General features: G+C 71.1%; 14 protein-coding genes. 8 read left to right on the top strand and 6 right to left on the bottom strand.

What is annotated here, in order from left to right; all coding sequences use genetic code 11:
* Positions 1-8: 8 nt before the first annotated feature.
* The 5 genes from OIE67_RS40465 (at position 9) to OIE67_RS40445 (ending at position 4,335) form a co-directional block, all read left to right on the top strand.
* Entirely contained in the window at positions 9-617 is a 609-nt protein-coding gene (locus OIE67_RS40465) for a DUF5941 domain-containing protein (protein ID WP_326630442.1), read from the top strand.
* 101 nt (positions 618-718) lie between these two features.
* Entirely contained in the window at positions 719-1,453 is a 735-nt protein-coding gene (locus tag OIE67_RS40460) for a phosphocholine cytidylyltransferase family protein (protein ID WP_326630440.1), read from the top strand.
* A gap of 28 nt (positions 1,454-1,481) precedes the next feature.
* The gene (locus tag OIE67_RS40455) at positions 1,482-2,522 is read left to right on the top strand and encodes an iron-containing alcohol dehydrogenase family protein (protein WP_326645630.1); all 1,041 of its coding nucleotides are present in this window, start codon (positions 1,482-1,484) and stop codon (positions 2,520-2,522) included.
* On the top strand, positions 2,500-3,267 hold the full coding sequence (locus OIE67_RS40450; protein ID WP_106237049.1) for a CDP-alcohol phosphatidyltransferase family protein: 768 nt from the start codon (positions 2,500-2,502) through the stop codon (positions 3,265-3,267). The genes OIE67_RS40455 and OIE67_RS40450 overlap by 23 nt, the downstream gene beginning before the upstream one ends.
* A gap of 183 nt (positions 3,268-3,450) precedes the next feature.
* Positions 3,451-4,335 carry a glycosyltransferase family 2 protein gene (locus tag OIE67_RS40445; RefSeq protein ID WP_106236604.1) on the top strand — a complete coding sequence of 295 codons (885 nt, stop codon included), beginning with the start codon at positions 3,451-3,453 and terminating at the stop codon, positions 4,333-4,335.
* Between the two features lie 58 nt (positions 4,336-4,393).
* On the opposite strand, the gene OIE67_RS40440 is transcribed toward OIE67_RS40445, so the two are convergent.
* From OIE67_RS40440 to OIE67_RS40420, 5 genes are all read right to left on the bottom strand, one after another.
* Positions 4,394-5,107 (bottom strand): acetoacetate decarboxylase family protein, encoded by a 714-nt coding sequence (locus OIE67_RS40440; protein WP_326630439.1) that lies wholly within the window; start codon positions 5,105-5,107, stop codon positions 4,394-4,396.
* Positions 5,108-5,203: 96 nt separating this feature from the next.
* Positions 5,204-6,166: a glycosyltransferase gene (locus OIE67_RS40435; RefSeq protein WP_326630438.1), complete on the bottom strand. Its 963-nt coding sequence runs from the start codon at positions 6,164-6,166 to the stop codon at positions 5,204-5,206.
* A gap of 56 nt (positions 6,167-6,222) precedes the next feature.
* Positions 6,223-7,386 (bottom strand): acyltransferase family protein, encoded by a 1,164-nt coding sequence (locus OIE67_RS40430; protein ID WP_326630437.1) that lies wholly within the window; start codon positions 7,384-7,386, stop codon positions 6,223-6,225.
* 328 nt (positions 7,387-7,714) lie between these two features.
* Positions 7,715-9,367 (bottom strand): LCP family protein, encoded by a 1,653-nt coding sequence (locus tag OIE67_RS40425; protein WP_326630435.1) that lies wholly within the window; start codon positions 9,365-9,367, stop codon positions 7,715-7,717.
* A gap of 211 nt (positions 9,368-9,578) precedes the next feature.
* Entirely contained in the window at positions 9,579-11,009 is a 1,431-nt protein-coding gene (locus OIE67_RS40420; RefSeq protein WP_326630433.1) for a hypothetical protein, read from the bottom strand.
* A gap of 202 nt (positions 11,010-11,211) precedes the next feature.
* On the opposite strand from OIE67_RS40420, the gene OIE67_RS40415 reads away from it, so the two are divergent.
* From OIE67_RS40415 to OIE67_RS40405, 3 genes are all read left to right on the top strand, one after another.
* Positions 11,212-13,284, top strand: coding sequence for a hypothetical protein (locus OIE67_RS40415; protein ID WP_326630431.1), 2,073 nt, complete (start codon positions 11,212-11,214; stop codon positions 13,282-13,284).
* Between the two features lie 95 nt (positions 13,285-13,379).
* Positions 13,380-14,309, top strand: coding sequence for a glycosyltransferase family 2 protein (locus OIE67_RS40410; RefSeq protein ID WP_326630429.1), 930 nt, complete (start codon positions 13,380-13,382; stop codon positions 14,307-14,309).
* Between the two features lie 2 nt (positions 14,310-14,311).
* A complete protein-coding gene (locus tag OIE67_RS40405; RefSeq protein WP_326630427.1) occupies positions 14,312-15,373 on the top strand; it encodes a glycosyltransferase family 4 protein in 1,062 nt (353 codons plus the stop codon).
* On the opposite strand, the gene OIE67_RS40400 is transcribed toward OIE67_RS40405, so the two are convergent.
* Complete coding sequence (locus tag OIE67_RS40400; RefSeq protein ID WP_326630425.1) at positions 15,274-16,233, bottom strand: lysylphosphatidylglycerol synthase transmembrane domain-containing protein; 960 nt, start codon at positions 16,231-16,233, stop codon at positions 15,274-15,276. The two genes, OIE67_RS40405 and OIE67_RS40400, sit on opposite strands and share 100 nt — an antisense overlap.
* Between the last annotated feature and the right edge of the window lies 1 nt (position 16,234).

The following is a 16,234-nucleotide window of genomic DNA, read 5'->3' as shown; positions in this document are numbered from 1 at the left end:
CGGTGCACATGACCCCCGTACCCAACAGCACCGTCGTCGCCTACCGCGACGACGGGCCGCTCTCGCGCGCCATGGGCCTGCTCGTGGCCGGGCAGCTCCCGCCGCTGCCCCCGGTGCTCGCCGGCACGTTCGTCACGGGCGTGCTGCTGCTGATCGGCGTGGCCGGCGCCGACGGGCTGGCGGTCTTCGCGCCCGCCGTCACGCTGCTGCTGGCCGGGCCGGGCAGCACCCACCCGCACGACGGCCGGTTCGACTGGCTCGTGCCGCCGATCCTGCGCCTCATCGAGTACGCCTTCATCGCCGCGGTCGGCTTCGCCCACCGGCTGAACCCCGTACTGATCTTCCTCGTGCTCGGCGCGCTCGCCTTCCACCATTACGATCTGGTCTACCGGCTGCGCCAGCGCGTCTACCCGCCGCCGTGGCTGGCCACCTTCGGGCTCGGCTGGGACGGGCGGATGATGGTGGTCGCGCTGACCGCCCTGTCGGGGTGGCTGACCGGCGGCTATGTCGTGCTCGCGGTCTATCTGTGGGCCCTGTTCGGCTGGGAGAGCCTGACCTGCTGGCTCGCCGCCCCGCTGTCCGGGGCCGAAACGGCCGATACGGGAACGCAAGACTAACGCCGGATTACCCGCACGGGGTCCAAAGACGAATACTCTTTGGGCCTATGGTGGGACGCCCCCACGTACTCGAAGAGACCTGCTCGACTGAGGAGTGCACGTTGCTGGGAATGGTTCTGGCCGCTGGAGCCGGACGACGTCTGCGGCCGTACACCGACACGCTGCCCAAGGCGCTCGTGCCGGTCGACGGCGAAACCACGATCATGGACATCTCGCTGCGCAATCTCGCCGAGGTGGGCCTGCGGGAGGTCGTGGTCGTCGTCGGTTACGCGGCCCAGGCCGTACACGAGCGCAAGGACGCCCTGGAGGAGCGGCACGGCGTCAAGCTCACCCTCGTGCACAACGACAAGGCCGAGGAGTGGAACAACGCCTACTCCCTGTGGTGCGCCCGCGACTACTTCGCCCAGGGCGTGCTCCTGGTCAACGGCGACACCGTGCACCCCGTCTCGATCGAGAAGACGCTGCTGTCGGCCCCCGAGACCAGCGACGTGCTGCTCGCCGTTGACGACGTCAAGAAGCTGGCCGACGAGGAGATGAAGGTGACGCTCTCGCCCGAGGGCTCGCTGCGCCGCATCACCAAGCTGATGGACCCGGCCGAGGCCTACGGCGAGTACATCGGGGCCACCCTCATCAGGCCCGGTGCCGCCGACCGGCTGGCCGACGCGCTGAAGACCACGTTCGAGCGCGACCCCCAGCTCTACTACGAGGACGGCTACCAGGAGATGGTCGACCGCGGCGAGATCATCAACGCCGCGCCCATCGGCGAGGTCGACTGGGTCGAGGTGGACAACCACGACGACCTGGCCAAGGCCCGCACCATAGCCGTCCGCTACTGAGGGAGCGCGCATGCCGCTTCTCGCGAGGATGTTGCCGGCGCCCCTGACCATGGACGTCAGGCGGGGCGCGGTGGCTGAGCTCGGCGCGCTGCTGGCCGACAGCCGCGTGGCCACCTCCGGCCGGGTGGCCGTGGCCGTCGGCCGCGGCCAGGGCGACCACATCGAGAGCCTGATCGCGCCCACGCTGGGCGAGGCCGAGGTTTTCCGGGTGGCCGACGGGTCGGTCGACGCGGCCGTCTCGCTCGGCGCCGACCTGCGCAAGGGCGCCTACGAGGTGGTGGTGGGCGTCGGCGGTGGCAAGACGATCGACGCCACCAAATACGCCGCGTCGCTGGCCGGCATCCCGATGGTCGCCGTGGCCACCAACCTGTCCCACGACGGCATCTGCTCGCCCACCGCCTCCCTGATCTACGAGGGCGGCAAGGGCACGTTCGGCGTGCCGATGCCGCTGGCCATCCTGGTCGACCTCGACTTCGTGCACAACGCGCCCCAGGCGCTGGTGCGCGCGGGTGTGGGCGACGTGGTCAGCAACCTGTCGGCCATCGAGGACTGGCAGCTGGGCAACGTCGAGCGCGGCGAGCCCATCGACGGGCTGGCCTGCTCGATGTCCCGCACCGCCGCCGAGGCGCTCATCGGGCGTACGGACTCCATCGAGTCCGACGCGTTCCTGACCGTTCTGGCCGAATCGCTGATTCTGTCGGGCATGTCGATGGTCGTGGCCGGCTCGTCCCGGCCCGCGAGTGGCGGAGACCATGAGATCCTTCATGCCGTGGATCAGCTCTTTCCCGGCACCTCCAACCACGGCGAGCTCGCCGGGATCGGTGCCGCCTTCTGCTTCTTCCTCAGGGAGGACGACGCCCGCGTCAAGCAGGTCGTCGACTGCCTGCGCCGGCACGAGCTGCCCGTCGTCCCCGGCGACATCGGGCTGAGCGCCGAGCAGTTCGCCGAGGTCGTGGCGCTGGCCCCGGCCACCCGTCCCGGCCGTTACACGATCCTGGAGCACCTGCGCATGCAGGACTCCGAGATCCGCGATCGGGTGGGGGACTATGTCCGGGCCTTCGGTAGCTGAGCTCCGCCAGGTGGCCCAGCCTCCGGGCCACCTGGAGCGCAGGAACGGCGAGCACTGGGCGGGCGTCCTCTACATGCGCCGCCTGTCCATCTACGTCACGTGGCTGATGACCAAGACCCCGGTCACGCCCAACCAGCTCACCTGGATCATGACGGTCGCGGGCGTCGCGGCCGGGTTCGTGCTGGCGCTGCCGGGGCTGTGGGCGGCCGTGCTCGCCGCCCTGCTGATCCAGGTCTACCTGCTGCTCGACTGCTCGGACGGCGAGCTGGCCCGCTGGACGGGCAAGACCTCGCTGTCCGGCGTCTACCTCGACCGCGTCGGCGCCTACTTCGCCGAGGCGGCCGTGCTGGCGGGGCTGGGCTGGCGCGCCTCGGAGGTGCTGCCCGACTGGTACACCGTGTTCGGCTTCGCCGCCGCGCTCGGCGCCATCCTGATCAAGGCGGAGAGCGACCTGGTGGAGGTGGCCAGGGCCAAGGGCGGGCTGAGCGCCGCGACCGAGGCGGCGGCGGTGCAGTTCAGGTCGGGGCTGCTGGGGCTGGGCCGGCGGGTGCTGGCGGCGACGCGGTTCCACCGGATCATGCAGCCCATCGAGCTGTCCCTGCTCGCGCTGGCGACCGCGGTGATCGACGTGTTCGCCGGAAACCTGACCGCCACCCGCGTGCTCGTGGTGGCCTGCCTGCTGGCCGCGGCGGTGCAGACGGTGCTGCATCTGATCAGCATCATGGCATCGAGAAGACTTGCTTGATCTCTGTCGGAACCGGAGGCGCCGCTCGTCCGTCGTATTGATCGGACGTCCGCCGTTCGGTGGGGGTTCACTGCCGGTTCCGATACGCTTAGCTTCACCATCCAGACCATGCAAACCCAGCAGACTCGGTGATCATGAAAGAATGCTCCGCTCGTGCTCTCAACGCGTCAGGACGATGATTCGTTGAAGATCTCGTGCGTCATCCTCACCATGGGCAACCGGGTCGCGGAGCTGAACCGGGCGGTCGAGTCCGCGCTCAACCAGGTCGACGGCGACGTCGAAGTGGTGATCGTGGGCAACGGCGCCGACGTGCCCGCGGTGTCGGCGACGCCACCCGAGGGGTCGGCCGCGGTCGTGAAAACGATCCGGCTCGACCAGAACACGGGCATTCCCGCCGGCCGTAATCGCGGTGTGGAGGAGTGCTCGGGAGACGTCGTGCTCTTTCTCGACGACGACGGCTGGTATGCCAGCCAGAAGGTCGTCGCGCACGTGCGCGACCGTTTCGCCACCGAGCCCGACCTGGCGGTGATCTCCTTCCGGATCATGGATCCCGACGGTGGCATCGGCCAGCGCCGCCACGTCCCGCGGCTGCGTTCGGGCGACCCGCAGCGCTCCTCGCCGGTGACCACCTTCCTGGGCGGCGCGTCGGCGATCAGACGTTCGGCCTTCCTCCAGGTGGGCGGTCTTCCCGAGCGGTTCTTCTACGCTCACGAGGAGACCGACCTGGCCTGGCGGCTGCTGGGCGAGGGCTACCGGATCGAGTACGACGCCGAGACGGTGATGTACCACCCCCAGGTGCCCCCGACCCGCCACGCCGAGTTCCACCGGCTCAACGCGCGCAACCGGGTCTGGCTGGCCCGGCGCAACCTGCCGTGGCCGCTGGCGCTGCTCTACCTGACCAACTGGGTCGTGCTCACCGTGATCCGCGAGCGCGGCGCCTCCGCGGCGCTCAAGGCGTGGTTCTCCGGCTTCTTCGAGGGCCTGCGCACCCCCGCCGGCGAACGCCGCCCGATGGCGTGGCGGACCGCGTGGCGGATGGTCAAGCTCGGCCGCCCGCCGATCGTCTGAGCCGGCCGGGGCGCGTCGCCGCGGCACAGCCCCGTGGCGCGCGACCGGGCCACGGGGGTCAGGCCGTCGTGGCGGCTCCGAAGGTCATCGCCGCGTGCGCGACCGTGGTGCTGAAGAGGGCCCGCTTGGGCAGCCCCAGCTCGCTCAGCTCCTTGGCGATGGGGTGGTTGCCCAGGCGGATCAGCGCCCCGCCGGGGCGGATCTTCGCGCCGCGGGCGCGGACGGACCAGGGGACCCGCCGGGTGAGGCCGTCGCGGTGCGTGTAGGCGTCGAGCGGCGCCATCGCGCCGCCGGCCGGCACCGGCACACCCGGCTTGACCAGCAGGTCGAGCACGAGCCGGCCGTCCTTGCGCAGAATGCACCTCTTGTACGGCGAAGCCAGCCGCAACTCGATGTCGGCCAGTTCCTTGGGAAACCCCCACAACGTCCGCCCGGCCTCCAGCGTGAACCGCTGGTCCACCGGCAGCCAGTGCACGAAGATCCCGGCCTGGCGCAGATCGCCGAGCCCCGTGGAGCCCGGCTGACCGGGCGGGCGGACCAGGAAGGCCATGCCGAACTCGTGGTAGGCGTCGAGATCACCGTCGCGGTAGTCCACGAACACGAGCACGCAGACGGCCTTGCCCGGCAGGACCTCGGCCACGTCTAGGCCGGAGTACGCGATCACCGCCCTGGCGGCGTCGGCACGCACCGGGTAGAAGGCGCTGCACACCTCGGCGTCCCTCACCCGCACAGGCATGCCCACCGTCCGGCCTTGGATCAGATGCGATGCCATGCACCCAGTACATCAACCGGCGGCCCGCACCGCCATTCCCGGCCCGGTGTCGTCCAGGTGCGATGTACGTGGTCCTCGGGGATCCCCTGGGGACGATCACACGGCGAGGGCGTGGGTCGTGATCCCGGCCCAGGACTCGGCGCGGCGGACGAACGCGGCGGCGTGGTCCGGCCAGTGGTGGCGCAGCCGTGCCCGCGCGTGCCCCGAGGCGCCCAGCTCGGCCCGGCGCGCCGGGTCCTCCTTCAGGTCCAGTACGGCGTTCAGCACCGCGTCCACGTCCAGCGGCACCACCAGCCCGCAGCCGGCCTCCTCGACCAGCGCGGCGCCCTGCGGGGTGGTGATCACGGGCAGGCCCCGGCCCATGTAGTCCATGATCGTGGTCGGCGGGGCCTGCAACGAGCCGTCGGCCAGGGACAGGCCGGCCAGCGCGCCCTCGGCCATGCGCAGGGCGTGGCGGTGGGGCACGTACCCGAACCAGTCGAGCAGCCCGACCCGCTGCGCGTCCCGCAGCAGTGGCCGCGCCTCGGGCGTCGCGCCGCCGATGAGGTCCAGCCTGATGCCGTGCGGGATCAGCCGCTCGGCCAGCCCGATCAGCTCCGTCACGCCGCGCTCCGCGGACAGACGGCCGAGGTGGACGACCCGGGAGCCGCCCGGCGGCGGGGGGCTCGCGGCCACCAGGGTCGCCTCGGGCACCTCGGCGGGTGTGACCACCCGGTGCCGCCGCCCGGCGCGGGCCAGCTGCCTGGGGGTGACCGGCTCGCGTACGTCCCAGACGACCGGAGGACGGTGGTGGGGCAGCGCGCGCAGCAGCCGGTGATCGTGCACGAGCAGCAGGTCCGCGCCCCGCACGCCGCGTCTGAGCGCGTGACGGGCCCGGCCGCGGGAGGCCAGGCGCGGCACGTCCACGGCGGTCAGCCCCATGGCGGGGGTCACGTTGAAATAGCTGAAGGGAGCGACGTAGGTCACCTCGTGGCCCGCGTCGAGCAGTGCCCTGATCTGCCGGTGCATGATCCGGGCGTCCTCGGGATGATGGACGGTGGTGGCGACACATGCGCGCATGCGTCGATGCTCCGCGCCTCCCAGGTCAACGGCGTGAATGCGGAAGGAACGGGCGCTTAACTTCGGGAGGGACGGCGATAGAGCCAGACCAGCCGGGGCTCCAGCACCCACTTGAAGACCGTACGGGTCTCCGGCAGGCACAGGATGATGGCCAGCGCGAAGCAGCTCGTGCTGATCGCCAGCACGCCCAGGGGCCCGTGCAGCCACGGGAGCTCCAGCCAGCCCATCTCCTTGGCGATCAGCACCGGGATGCCGTGCAGCAGGTAGCAGTAGAGCGTGCGGGTGCCGAGGTCGGTGTACCAGGTCTCGCGCCTGGGCACCAGCGCCAGCACGGCGAAGCACATGGCCAGGGCGCAGATGAGCAGCCCGACGCGCAGCCCGAGGCCCATGTACCAGGACAGGTTGAGGTCCTGGTAGCTGTTCTTGTAGTAGAACGGGCCGAGCTTGGCCATCGGCGCGATGTAGATCGCCACCGCCGCCGCGCAGAGCACGGTGACGATCGAGACGATCTTGATCCAGCGGCGGTTGAGCAGCTCGAAGTGCTCGGGCTGCAGGACCAGGCCGATGACGAAGAACGGCAGCAGGCCGAAGAAGCGGTCCATGCTGAAGTCACCGGAGATCTGGGAGAACCCGGCGAACAGGTAGATCGCGATGGCCACCGGCACCGGGTACTTCATCCGCTTCCACACCGGGGTGGACAGCCGCCAGAACAGCAGCGCCAGCAGATACCAGTTGAGCCAGGCCGGGTCGATGATGGTCAGGCTCCACTTCTGCCCGAGGGAGAAGCGCAGGGCCGCGTAGCCGACCTCGACGATCACGTAGGGGACGAGGAACGTGTCGACCAGTTTGTTGGTCTTCGCGTTGGAGTTCCAGAAGTTGCGCGACAGGTAGCCGCTGATCACCACGAACAGCGGCATGTGGAAGACGTAGATGAAGATGTAGAGGGCTCTGGCCGAGTCGGCGGCCAGGGTCGGCACCAGCGAGTGGCCGATCGGCACCAGCGCGATCAGGATGAACTTGACGTTGTCCAGGAACGGATCGCGCTTGCGCGGCTTCGGCTGCTCGGGCTGCGGACGCGGCTCCGGCCGCTCCTGACGCTTGGCGCCGGACTCCACGGCCTGGACCTGCCCCGCGGCCTGGACCTGCGCCGGAGTCTGGACCTGCGCCGGGGTATGGACCGGTGCGGGGCGTGGGGCGGGGGCCACCGCGGCCTGTGGCATGGTGCGCTCACCCGGGGCGACTCCGTGCGGGTCGGTGGCCTCGCTCCAGAAGGTCTCCTCCGGAAGCGGCCACCTGGCCCCCGTGTCGGCGGGGCCCTCCTCTTCGGGGCTCCGCGGGGGCGTGACCGGTCGGGAGGATCTACTCTCAGACACTAGGGGAGTCGCTCAGCTTCGCTCGGGTCCGGGGAACACGACGGCAACACGACCAGGAAACCCCTTGCGGCTCCGTGTCGCGCTGCGTCGCCGACCCGAAACACACTATCCCGCACTCGCCGGTCCTGTCTCACGCAGCGGCCCAGATCGGCCCGTTACACAGCGAACTTTGAGCTCAGGTGCAGACGTTCTTCTGCTCGGAGGCGGTGATGGTGCTGTTGTTGACGCTGTCGGGCAGCTTGGTCACCTTGACCGACTCGAAGTCTTCGCCGACCACCAGCTGGATCACCGGTGTGCCCTTCTTCGCGCCGGCTCCCGCCGTGGTGCCGGGGTTGGTGGCGAGGTACGACTGCGCGTTCGTCGCCGTCACCTTGCCCGACGCGGCCTGCGGCTTGGGCAGCACCGCGGCGCCCAGCGCGACGGCGTGGTCGGCCGCCGTCTCGATCGTCTTGGCGTAGTGGATCTCGCTCTTCTTCAGGCTCACGCCGCCCGGGGCCTCGAAGTTGCCCAGCCCGACGACGTTGAAGCCCTGCTTGGCCAGCTCGTCGGCGACCTCGCGGGCCTTGCCGAAGGTCTTGGTGCCGTTGAGCACCTGGACCTTCACCTGCTCGGGCTTGATCGCGACCTTGGGCTTGGCGCTCGCGGTGGCACTGGGCCCGGGCACGGGCTCGGTGTCGGTCTTGATCGAGGTGAACAGCTCGGTCGCGTCCGGTTCCTTCCAGACCACCCGGTTCGGGTCGTCGGGGGCGGGCCCCCAGGGCACGGTGGTGAACTTGACGCCGCCGGCGGTCATCTCCTTGGCGCTCATCGCGATCTGGATGAGCTGCTCGGTGTCGTTGGCCAGCTCGGGATCCATGGTGACCGAGCCGGCCGCCGCCGCGATGAAGCCCCTCAGCCGGCCCACGTCGGTGAGCAGGTCGCTGCTGGTCGCCTTGGCCACGACCTTGCTCAGGAAGATCTGCTGCCGCTTGATGCGCTGGATGTCGCTGCCGTCGCTGTATTTGCGCAGGCGTACGTAGCCCAGCGCCTTCTCGCCGTCGAGCACGCTCTTGCCGGCGGGCAGCACCAGTTTGGAGGCCCTGTCGTTGACGCCCGACTTCAGGCAGATCTCGATGCCGCCGAGCGCGTCCACGATGTTCTTGAAACCGCTGAAGTCGACCTCGACGAAGTGGTTGACCCGGATGCCGGTCAGCGTCTCGACGGTGGAGATCGTGCAGGCGATGCCGCCGGAGTTGTACGCCGAGTTGATCATGTCCCGGCGCGGGGCCATCTCCTGCTTGGTGGCCTCGTTCTTGCACTTGGGGATCTGCACCAGGGAGTCGCGCGGGAAGCTGATCAGCCGCGCCTTGTCCCGGCCGGGGGAGATGTGCATGAGGATGATCGTGTCGGTGCGCTTGCCGCCGGCGTCGGCCTCGCGGGCCAGTTGCTGGCCGTAGCGCGCGTTGCCCTTGCCCGCCCGGGTGTCGGAGCCGACGAGCAGCACGTTGAGCGCGCCCGTGTCGGGAGGGCGGGGGTTGATGATGTCTTCTTTGACGCTCTTCTCGTTGATGTTGCCGAAGGCGTCGCGGTAGAGGGTGTAGGCCGTCAGCGTGCCCGCGACCATCACCGAGGTCAGGCCGATGCTGACCCAGGCCAGCACGCGCATCTTCTTCTGGCCGCTGCCCGGGCCGCCCGAGCGGTGCCCGTGCGAGGGCCGCTCCTGCGGTGGCGGGGGTGGCGGCGCGGCCGCGGCCGCCCGGCGGGCCATCCGGCTGCCCGGCTGCGTCGGGGCACCTCGGCGGTCGTGCACGGGATCGACTACCGGCGGCACGCCTCTGTAGTCACTCATACGCCCCCTAGCCTCACTCCTTGCGCCGCCGGCTTGGTCGCTCCGCGCCACGAGACTAGGTCACGTACGGCGTGCCACGTGCCCGATCGTGCGGAACGGCCCGTGACCCGGGTGTGATGTTTCCGCGGCACAGCATACTCAGAGCCGGACATTGGGTGGAATATCATCGCCAAACTCTTTCCTGCCACCGATCTGTCCTCGATCGTCAGGGTCAGGCCCGATGCGTCGGCCGGATGCTCAGGGCGGCCGCCAGGCAGGCCAGGGGTACGGCCGGCAGCACGTACCGGTAGTCGAACTCGGCGGCCGCGGCCGGGGTGACCAGCAGCACCACGGCCACCGACCAGGGCACCAGCCAGGCCGGCGCCCCCGCCGGCCGCGTGCCGGGACGCCTGCCCCGGCGCCGGCGGGCGATCGCCGCCACCGGCGGCACCAGCAGGACTCCCAGCAGCACCGGGCCGGGCAGCCGGGCCAGATTCTGGTAGGCGCGCAGCCATCCGGCGTAGGGCTCGACGATCCGCGTACCGATCGCACCCTGCTCGTAGAGCTTGGCATACTCGGCGCCGACCTGCGCGGGATAGCGCCCAGGCGGTCCGGGGGGCGTCACCGGGAACTGGTAGTAGGCGTAGATCTCGGGATCGGGATAGACCGGGCGACCCCAGGTGAACGTGCGGCCCAGCTCGGTCAGCACCGAGGCGGCGTAGTCGAGCGGCTGGCTGGTGATCGCCAGCGTCGCGAACCTGGCCGCCAGGTCGTCGTTCTCCTTCGTGAACGTGATGCCCGGCCGCAGGACGAGCGGGGAGTCCTTGGCCCAGATGTACTCCTGCGACGGGGGCCGCCGCTCCGGCGGGCGCGGGTCGCACAGGACCGCCAGGTCGGGCGGCGGGTCCATCTTGGCGCAGTCGGCGAAGGACATCGTGCGCGCGTACATGAAGACGCCGTTCGCGCCGATCAGGCCGGTCCGCTGGTAGGTGGCGTGGAACCAGGCGCCGTACGCGAGGATCGGCACCAGCGCGGCGGCCAGCAGCACGACGGCCGGTTTGAACCGCCGGCGCAGCACGAACCAGGCGGCCACCACCACGATGAGCGGCTGCCCGACGGTCCTGGTCAGCGTGGCGGCGGCCAGCAGCAGCCCGATCGCCGCCACCGTCGCCGGCCGCCGGGTGGCGCACAGCGCCACGGCGGCCACGACCAGGAACATGAAGAGCGTGTCGGAGACGAGCAGGTGCTCCAGCTCGATCTGGTACGCGTCCAGCAGCACCGGCACCGTGGCCAGCGTCGCCGCCCAGCGCGGGGCCCTTCGCGCCGCCCGGTAGATCAGCACGCCGGTGGCCAGGCCGAGCAGGTGCTGCACCACCGTGACGGCGGCGAAGGCGTGCAGCGGCTCCAGCAGCTTGAGGAACATCGAGTAGCCGGCCGGGCGCACCAGGTCGGGGCGGGGCCTGAAGACCGTGACGACGTAGGTGTAGGTGTCGGGGAACCACAGGGCGGGCCGGTAGCCCAGCATGGCCAGCGCGCGCAGGGCGGCGCCTAGGACGAGCACCGCCAGGAACCAGCCGTGCCGTCTCGCCCAGGGCCTGGGGTCGCGCGGCAGCCGGTGGCCGCGTCCGGTCTTCGCGGGCTCGGCGTCACGAGCCTCCGACATCACCCGCACGTTCCTCCCGCTCCTCCGGCGCGTCGCACAGCCAAGTGGTCCGTACGCTACCTGTGATCGGAGTGGTCCCGAGCCGCATGAGGCGCTCACCCGGCGGACGCGGGCGGTTCCACCTGCGCGTTCCCGGGGCGGGGGCAAGATCGACGGGTGCCGTGCGCACGCGGTGTGCCGGGTTGGATACGCTCGCTCAGCCATGGAAGTCGATCGACCCGGCCGGGTGCTCGCCGCGCTGTCCGTACTGCCCGCTCTGGCCGTGGCGGGATGGCTGCTCGCGGGCCTGCCGCTGCTGCTGCTCGGCCGGTTCACGCCGCCGCTCGCCACGCTGCTCGGCGTGCCCGCGGCGGCGCTGCTCTGCTGGGCGGGCACCCGGGGCCTCGGCCGCCGCGCAGAAGCGCCGAGCCCGGGTGGTTCGAAGGACGGGCATGCGGACGCGCCGGTTCCCGCCGGGCAGGCCGGCTCGGCGGCCACCCGGTGGCAGGTGGGCGGGGTCGCGGCGGTGGCCGTGGCGTCCGGGGTGTTCAACGCGATCACGCACAGCGAGCAGCTCGCCGTCAGGCGCGACCCGGCCACCTACGCCCAGTACGCCGCCTGGATCGCCGGCCACGGCTCCCTGCCCATTCCCACCCAGGTGGAGGCGTTCGGCGGCCCCGACCCGCAGCTGATCTTCGAGAGCGTCGGTTTCTACGCCGAGAACGGCGTGGTGGTGCCGCAGTTCATGCCGGGCCCGCCGCTGCTGTTCGCGATCGGCAACTGGCTCGGGGCGCCGTTCCTGATCCCGGCGGTGCTGGGCGCGCTGGCCGTGCTGACGCTGGCCGGGGTGGTGGCGCGGCTGTCGGGCGCGCGGTGGGCGGTGCCGGCGGCGCTCGCGTTCGCCGTGAGCCTGCCGATCCTCTACACCTCGCGCACCACGTTCAGCGAGATCCCGTCGCTGATCCTGCTCTTCGGCGGGCTGGCGCTGACCTACGACGCGCTCGCCCGCCCGGCCTGGTGGCGGGGGCTGCCGGCCGGGCTGGTGTTCGGGCTGGCCGTGCTGGTCAGGGTGGACGGGCTGCGCGACGTGCTGCCGGTGCTGGCGTTCGCGGGGCTGCTGATCGCGATGCGGCGGCGCGGTCGGCCGCAGGGTGTGGTGGGGGTGCCGCTGCTGGCGGGGGTGCTCGCCGGGGCCGGGATCGGGATGCTGGCGGCGTACGTACTGGCTCGTCCTTATCTTTCCTATCTGTCCGGTTCGGTGCGGCCGCTGCTGCTCATCTGCGCGGGCGTGCTCGTGCTGATCGTGGCCGGCACGGCCGCCGCGCCGGTGCTGGCCAGGATCCGGCTGCCGAAGTGGGCGCCCCCGGCGGGGGCCGGGCTGGTGCTGCTGCTGATGGCGCTCCTGTACGCCCGCCCCTGGTTCCAGAGCGTGACCCGGGTGCCGGCCAACCCGGACGACGTGCGCACGTTCGAGATGATCAGGCAGATCCAGCGCGCGAACGGCATGCCGCTCGACGGCACCCGGCTCTACTTCGAGAACTCCCTGCACTGGGCCGCCTGGTACGTCGGCGTCCCCGTCGTGCTGCTGGCCACGCTCGGCGCCGCCCTCCTGGTCCGCAAGCTGCTGCGCGACGGCGAGCCGTTCGCGTGGCTGCTGCCGCTCGCGGTCGTGGGCTGGACCACGGTCACGACGCTGCTGCGCCCGGAGATCACCCCCGACCATCCGTGGGCGGCCCGCCGCCTGGTCCCGATCGTCATCCCGGGGCTGATCCTGCTGGCCACGTACGGGCTGGCCCGGCTGCACGTCCTGGCGGACCGGCACGGCCCGCTGGTGCGGAAGTGGGGAGCGGCGCTGACCGTCGTGCTCGTGCTCGTGCCGCCGGCCGTGACCTCGATCGGCACCGCGTTCACCCCGGTCGAGCGGGGCGAGGCGGCGGCGGTCGAGGCGATGTGCGCGCGGATCCCGCGCGACGCCTCCGTGCTGATCGTGGAGCGGGTCACCGCCGACCGGTTCACCCAGGTGGTGCGCGGCATGTGCGGCCTCCCGGCGGCGCAGGTGTCCAGGCCCGACCAGGGCCAGACCGCGCCGCCCGATCAGGTGCGGCGGCTGGCCGAGCGGGTGCGGGCGGCGGGGCGAGTGCCGGTCGTGCTCGGGGCCGAACAGGGCCAGGTCTCCCCTTACGGAACCCCGGCGCAGATCCTCGGCCTGGTCACCCGCCAGGACGAACGCTCACTCGTCGAGGCCCCGAACGCCACCTGGTCCCTGCGGATGAACGTGTGGATGGCCGTCGCCTGATCGCATGGTCCAGACTGGAAGATGTCCCGAATCGGGAGCTCCCGGTAGGCCGATGTGGACTCGCCTTTCGGCTGGGCAGAGTAACCTCGACCCCCGTGAGCACGCTTGAGACCCCCAAGAGTGGAACTGCCGTGGAAGAAGCGCCGTACGTCACGATCGTCCTGCCCTGCTACAACGAGCAGGATCACGTCATCGACGAGGTGGAGCGCATCACCAAGGCGATGGACTCGAGCGGCTACACCTACGAGCTGGTCGCCGTGGACGACTGCTCGACCGACGACACGCTGGCCAAGCTGAAGCAGGCCGCGCCCGACTACCCTCACCTGCGCATCCGCGCCTTCCACCGCAACGGCGGCGCCGGCACCGTGCGGCGCATCGGCTCGCAGGAGGCCAAGGGCGAGATCGTCGTCTGGACCGACGCCGACATGTCCTACGCCAACGAGCGCATCCCCGAGCTGGTGCAGATCCTGGAGAAGGACGCGACCGTCGACATGGTCGTCGGGGCGCGCACCAGCGAGGAGGGCTCGCACAAGCTGCTGCGCGTGCCCGCCAAGTTCGTGATCCGCAAGGTGGCGGAGATGCTGGCCGGGCAGAAGATCCCCGACCTCAACTCCGGGCTGCGCGCCTTCCGCAAGGCGGTGGCCCGGCCCTACCTGCGGCTGCTGCCGCCCGGATTCTCCTGCGTCACCACGATCACGCTGTCGTTCCTGTCGAACCAGCACGACGTCTACTACCTGCCGACCGAGTACGCCAAGCGGGCCGGCAAGTCGAAGTTCAGCTTCGTCTCCGACGCCTACCGCTACATCCTCCAGGTGTTGCGGATGATCATGTACTTCAACCCGCTCAAGGTGCTCATGCCGCCGGCGTTGTGGCTGGTGGGCATCGGGTTCGTGAAGGGCGTCTGGGACATGATCGAGCACCCCTTCTACTTCCCGGCCAACACCGTGATGATCTTCCTGTCCGGGATGCTCATCGGGTCCGTGGCGCTGCTGGCCGACCTGATCGTGCGCTCGCGGGGAGAGTGACCTTGCGGATCGCGATCGTCGGCCCGACGTATCCGTACAAGGGGGGTGGGGCGCAGCACACGACCGAGCTGGCGCACCGCCTCGCCGCGCTGGGCCACGACGTGGTGATCGAGTCGTGGCGGGCGCAATACCCGTCCTTCCTCTATCCGGGACAGCAGACGATCTCCGCGCCCGAGGGCACGCCCTACCCGAGGACCGCGCGCCGGCTCGACTGGCGGCGGCCCGACGGCTGGGTGGCGGCCGGGCGGCGGCTGCGCTCGGCCGACCTGGTCGTGCTGGCGGTGCTGAGCCCGGTGCAGGTCCCGGCTTACTTGGGCATCCTGCTCGGGATCGGGCGCAAGACCCGTACGGTCGCGCTCTGCCACAACGTGCTGCCGCACGAGCGCAAGCCGTACGACCGGCCGCTGATGACGGCCCTGCTCAAGCGGGTCGACGCCGTGCTGACCCACTCCGAGCAGCAGGCGGCGCTGGCCAGAGGGCTCACGGGCCGGCCTGTCGAGGTGGCCGCGCTGCCGCCGCACCTGCCCTCCACGACCGGGGAGCGGTCGGCCGAGGTGCACCGGCGGTTGCTCTTCTTCGGCATCGTGCGGCCGTACAAGGGGCTCGACCTGCTGCTCCGCGCGCTGCCCGAGGGGGTCGGGCTGACCGTCGCGGGCGAATTCTGGGGCGGGCTCGACGAGACGAAGGCGCTGATCGCCGAGCTGGGCCTGGGCGAGCGGGTGGAGCTGCGGCCCGGATACGTGGCGGCCGGCGACGTGCCGGAGCTGTTCGGCGCGGCCGACGCGCTCGTGCTGCCCTACCGCAACGCCACGGCCAGCCAGAACGTCTGGCTCGCGCACGAGCACGGCGTGCCGGTGATCGCCACCCGGGTGGGCGCGCTGGCCGACCACGTCACCGACGGCGTGGACGGGCTGCTGGTCGAGCCGGGCGACGCCGGGGCGCTGCGCGAGGCCATCGAGCGGTTCTACGCCTCCGGCGAACCCGAGAGGTTGCGGTCGGGGGTCAAGGCGGTCGATCCCGAGCCGTTCTGGTCGGCGTACGCGGGGGCGCTGCTCGGCGCCTGACGGCCCAGCAGGAACGCGATGCCCGCGGCCGCCACGTCGGCCAGCGTGAACGCCAGCCGCGACACGATCGCCACCGCCAGCGCCGCCGGCGTGCCGATGACCGGGCCGAGCACGAGCACCAGCGCGCCCTCCCTGACCCCGACGCCGGCCGGGACCACGACCGTGAGGATGCCGGTCGCCCAGGCGAACGCGTACGCGCCGGTCGCGATCAGATAGAGGTCGGAGCTGCCCGCGACCAGCCAGATGTGCACGCCGTACACGAGCCAGCCGAGCGCCGTCCACGCCACCGCGACGACCACCGTGCGGCCCGGCAGCACGCTCTCCAGCGGCTCCTTCCGCGCGAGGCGCAACGCCAGGTTGAGGCCCCAGGTGAGCACCTTCGGATGCAGGCAGACGATGATCGCCGGCACCAGCAGCACCAGGTACCAGGCCTCGCGCACCGCCTCCAGCGAGCTCAGCGTGGCCGCGGCGATCGAGATCGCCACCCCCAGGTTGATCACCAGGCCGAGCGAGATCGTGGCGAACGTGCGCCGCGGCGGGCTGCCGTGGTCGCGGCCGAGGTCCATCATCGCCGCGTACGCCCACACCGCCCCCGGGATGTACTTCCCGAGCTGCCCCACGAACATGATCCGCCCGGCGATCCGCACCGGCACCCGCGTGCCGAGCCCCGCGAGGATCTCCCGCCAGGCCAGCAGCATGAGGAACTGGCCGAGCAGCACCGCCGCGAACGCGCCGAGCACCGCCCACGGCGACATCGCGGCCAGGGCCGTGGTCGTCTCGTCCCAGTTGGCGGCCAGCCCGTAGCCGAGGAAACCCAGCGCGACCAGGGCCAGCAGGATGCGTAGCAGGCGGCGGAGCATT

The sequence above is a fragment of the Nonomuraea fuscirosea genome (genome assembly GCF_035917475.1).
Taxonomy (GTDB): Bacteria; Actinomycetota; Actinomycetes; order Streptosporangiales; family Streptosporangiaceae; genus Nonomuraea; species Nonomuraea fuscirosea.
The sequence above is the reverse complement of the archived record's forward strand: the minus strand, read 5'-3'. Positions and strand labels throughout refer to the sequence as shown.

Excerpts from the sequence above, each read along its gene's own strand:
- OIE67_RS40400 (WP_326630425.1), bottom strand. The coding sequence starts at position 16,233 with ATGCTCCGCCGCCTGCTACGCATCCTGCTGGCCCTGGTCGCGCTGGGT.
- OIE67_RS40425 (WP_326630435.1), bottom strand. The coding sequence starts at position 9,367 with ATGAGTGACTACAGAGGCGTGCCGCCGGTAGTCGATCCCGTGCACGAC.
- OIE67_RS40450 (WP_106237049.1), top strand. The coding sequence starts at position 2,500 with ATGTCCGGGCCTTCGGTAGCTGAGCTCCGCCAGGTGGCCCAGCCTCCG.
- OIE67_RS40455 (WP_326645630.1), top strand. The coding sequence starts at position 1,482 with ATGTTGCCGGCGCCCCTGACCATGGACGTCAGGCGGGGCGCGGTGGCT.
- OIE67_RS40465 (WP_326630442.1), top strand. The coding sequence starts at position 9 with ATGACCCCCGTACCCAACAGCACCGTCGTCGCCTACCGCGACGACGGG.
- OIE67_RS40435 (WP_326630438.1), bottom strand. The coding sequence starts at position 6,166 with ATGCGCGCATGTGTCGCCACCACCGTCCATCATCCCGAGGACGCCCGG.
- OIE67_RS40420 (WP_326630433.1), bottom strand. The coding sequence starts at position 11,009 with ATGTCGGAGGCTCGTGACGCCGAGCCCGCGAAGACCGGACGCGGCCAC.
- OIE67_RS40430 (WP_326630437.1), bottom strand. The coding sequence starts at position 7,386 with ATGCCACAGGCCGCGGTGGCCCCCGCCCCACGCCCCGCACCGGTCCAT.
- OIE67_RS40440 (WP_326630439.1), bottom strand. The coding sequence starts at position 5,107 with ATGGCATCGCATCTGATCCAAGGCCGGACGGTGGGCATGCCTGTGCGG.
- OIE67_RS40415 (WP_326630431.1), top strand. The coding sequence starts at position 11,212 with ATGGAAGTCGATCGACCCGGCCGGGTGCTCGCCGCGCTGTCCGTACTG.